At 75.1% G+C, this 2,716-nt stretch carries 3 protein-coding genes and 1 pseudogene; all 4 read left to right on the forward strand.

The window, feature by feature from the left end; genetic code table 11:
* A partial coding sequence (locus DKL51_RS29310) for an NYN domain-containing protein (RefSeq protein ID WP_185734957.1) occupies positions 1–496 on the forward strand: 496 nt, incomplete at its 5' end.
* 144 nt (positions 497–640) lie between these two features.
* Entirely contained in the window at positions 641–856 is a 216-nt protein-coding gene (locus tag DKL51_RS29315; RefSeq protein ID WP_109944861.1) for a hypothetical protein, read from the forward strand.
* 265 nt (positions 857–1,121) lie between these two features.
* Positions 1,122–2,381 carry a M48 family metallopeptidase gene (locus DKL51_RS29320; RefSeq protein WP_109944860.1) on the forward strand — a complete coding sequence of 420 codons (1,260 nt, stop codon included), beginning with the start codon at positions 1,122–1,124 and terminating at the stop codon, positions 2,379–2,381.
* Positions 2,378–2,716, forward strand: a pseudogene (locus DKL51_RS29325) (alpha-(1-2)-phosphatidylinositol mannosyltransferase); the annotation flags it as partial. The gene DKL51_RS29320 and the pseudogene DKL51_RS29325, both read left to right, overlap by 4 nt.

A 2,716-nucleotide genomic window follows, 5' to 3' on the forward strand; every position in this document is an offset into this window, starting at 1 on the left:
GCCTGCCGACTTCGTCGCCGACGCCTTCGCCGACCAGTCGGCGACCACCCCCGCCGGCACGGCCGCCCGTGCCCGGGACACCGACGATCCGGCCCGGCTGGACCAGCTGCTCGCACTGCCCCGCGCCCACCTCGTCGTCGACGGCTACAACGTGACCAAGCGTGGCTTCGGCGAGATGTCCCTGGAGCAGCAGCGCAAGCGGCTGATCAGCGGGCTGGGCGGGATCGCCGCGCAGACCGGGGACGAGGTCACCGTGGTCTTCGACGGGGCCGAGCGGATCCACGGCCTGCCGCCGTCGCCGCGCGGGGTGCGGGTGCTCTTCTCCCGCAAGGGGGAGACCGCCGACGAGCTGATCCGCCGCCTGGTCCGCGCCGAGCCCTCAGGACGGCCGGTGGTGGTGGTCTCCTCGGACCGCGAGGTCGCCGACGGGGTACGCCGGCACGGCGCGTACCCGCTCGGCGCGGACTCGCTGCTGCGCCGGCTGGCCCGCTCCTGACGCCTTGTGATCACATTCGGGGTGGCTCCAACCTCGTTGTCCGTTTCTGTCGGACCCCTGCCTTAGCGTCACGGTGACCGACGGTGGTCGGGTCGCGACGACGGTGTCGCACCCGCCGCCGCCGCGACGCATCAGGAGGCGTACATGCTCATCGACTGCGACAGGTGCGGCATCCGGGGCGCCGGCTGCTCCGGCTGCCTGGTGACCGCGCTGCTCGACACCGGCTCGCCGACGGCCGACCTCGACGCGGCCGAGCACCGGGCGATCGAGGTGTTCGCCCGAGCCGGTTTTGAGGTGGAGGTGCTGTGTTCGGTTCCGGCCGCCCGCCGACGCCGCGGCAGCCCTCGCCGGGTCGCCTGATCTCGCCGGCCCCCTCGCCGTTTCCGCAGGTCGATCCGCTCAGGGCTCGAAGACGTGGCGCGGTCGGCGCCCCGCAGGGTGCCGCCCGGTCGCCCACGCTGTGGACGTGCGCGGGCACCCCGGCAGCCGCGCCCGTGGTCGGCAATAGGATGAGCGGTCACGGCGGGAGGAGCAGCGGCATGACGCGGGTACGGCACGGCAGCGGTGCGCCCGGGGCGCTTGCCCCCGCAACGGCCCGCGTAGGCGTCCCAGGCAGGGTGGCGCGGTGAGCCCGCGGGGCTGGGCCGTGCTGACCCTGGCCGGTCTGGTCGTCGCGCTCGTCGTCGCCAGTGCCGTGCTGATCCCCTGGCACCGCCCTCCGGCGCCCCGGGCCGACCAGCTCGCCGCGCTGCGGGCCCTCCCGGTCGACCAGGTGGCCCGGGGCCGGTCCTTCCACGCCGCCCTGCGCCCCGCCGCCTATTCCGCCCTGGCGGTCGGCCTCCTGGTGGCCCTCGTCCTCGGGCTGACCCCGCTCGGCAGCCGCCTGGTGGAGCTGGCCGGCCGGCCGCTCGGCGGGCACTGGGCCGCTCAGGCGGTGCTCGGCGGCCTGGCCGTGATGCTCCTCGCCGACCTGCTCACCCTGCCCTTCGCCGCCTGGCGGCAGACCGTGCTCACCCGGTACGGGCTCAGCACCCAGGGCTGGGGCGGATGGGCGATCGACCTGCTCAAGTCGTACGCGGTCAGCGCGGTCATCGGCGGGCTGGTGCTGCTCGGCTTCTACAGCGTGATCCGACTCGCCCCGCGCTGGTGGTGGGCGTTCGGCGCGGCCGGGGCGGCCGGGCTGGTGGTGCTGCTGTCGTTCGTGCTGCCGGTGCTCGTCGAGCCGGTGTTCAACAAGTTCACCCCGATGGAGCCCGGCCCGCTGCGCAGCGAGCTGATCAGCATGGCCGCGCGGGACGGGGTGCCGGTACGCGACGTGCTGGTCGCGGACGCGTCCCGGCGTACCCGGGCGGTCAACGCGTACGTCTCGGGGCTCGGGCCGACCCGGCGGGTGGTGGTCTACGACACCCTGCTGCGTGAGGCGACCCCGGCGGAGGTGACCAGTGTGGTCGCCCACGAGCTGGGGCACGCCAAGGACCGGGACGTGCGGGTCGGCACCCTCACCGGGGCGCTCGGCGCCGCGGCCGCGGTGGTCGCGCTCTACCTGATCGGCTCGTGGCCGCCGTTGCTCCGGCTGGCGGGGGTCGACCAGGTCGCCGAGCCGCGCGCGTTCCCGCTGCTGATCGCGCTGGTCACCGTCGTCGGGCTGATCGCCACGCCTGTGCAGGCGCTGGTCTCCCGGCGGGTGGAGGCCCGCGCGGACGCGCACGCGCTCGCGCTGACCGGTGACCCGGCCACCTTCGAGGCGATGCAGCGCCGCCTGGCCGGGGTGAACCTGGCCGACCCCGACCCACCCCGCTGGGAGTACCTCTACTCGGCGTCCCACCCCTCCACCGTGGAGCGGATGGCCGCCGCTCGCGCCTACGCCAGGGAGATCGGCAGATGAGCCGGACGTTGCTGATCACCAACGACTTCCCGCCGCGCCCGGGCGGCATCCAGTCCTTCGTGCACAACCTCGCCGTCCGCCAGCCCTCCGGCTCGGTGGTGGTGTACGCGTCGAGCTGGCGGGGCGCCGCGAAGTTCGACGCCGACCAGCCCTTCGAGGTGATCCGGGAACGCACCCGGGTGCTGCTGCCCACCCCGCTGGTCGCCCGCCGAGCGGCGAAGCTGGCCCGGGCGTACGACTGCGACACGGTCTGGTTCGGCGCGGCGGCCCCGCTCGGGCTGCTCGCCGCCGGATCCCGGTGCGCCGCATCGGCCGCGGCGTGTACTCCCCCAGGT

Origin of the sequence: Micromonospora globispora, assembly GCF_003857015.1 — a bacterium.
GTDB classification, from domain to species: domain Bacteria; phylum Actinomycetota; class Actinomycetes; order Mycobacteriales; family Micromonosporaceae; genus Micromonospora; species Micromonospora globispora.

What these genes read in the sequence shown, in the direction of transcription:
- DKL51_RS29315 (WP_109944861.1), top strand. Translation starts at nt 641, where the DNA reads ATGCTCATCGACTGCGACAGGTGCGGCATCCGGGGCGCCGGCTGCTCC.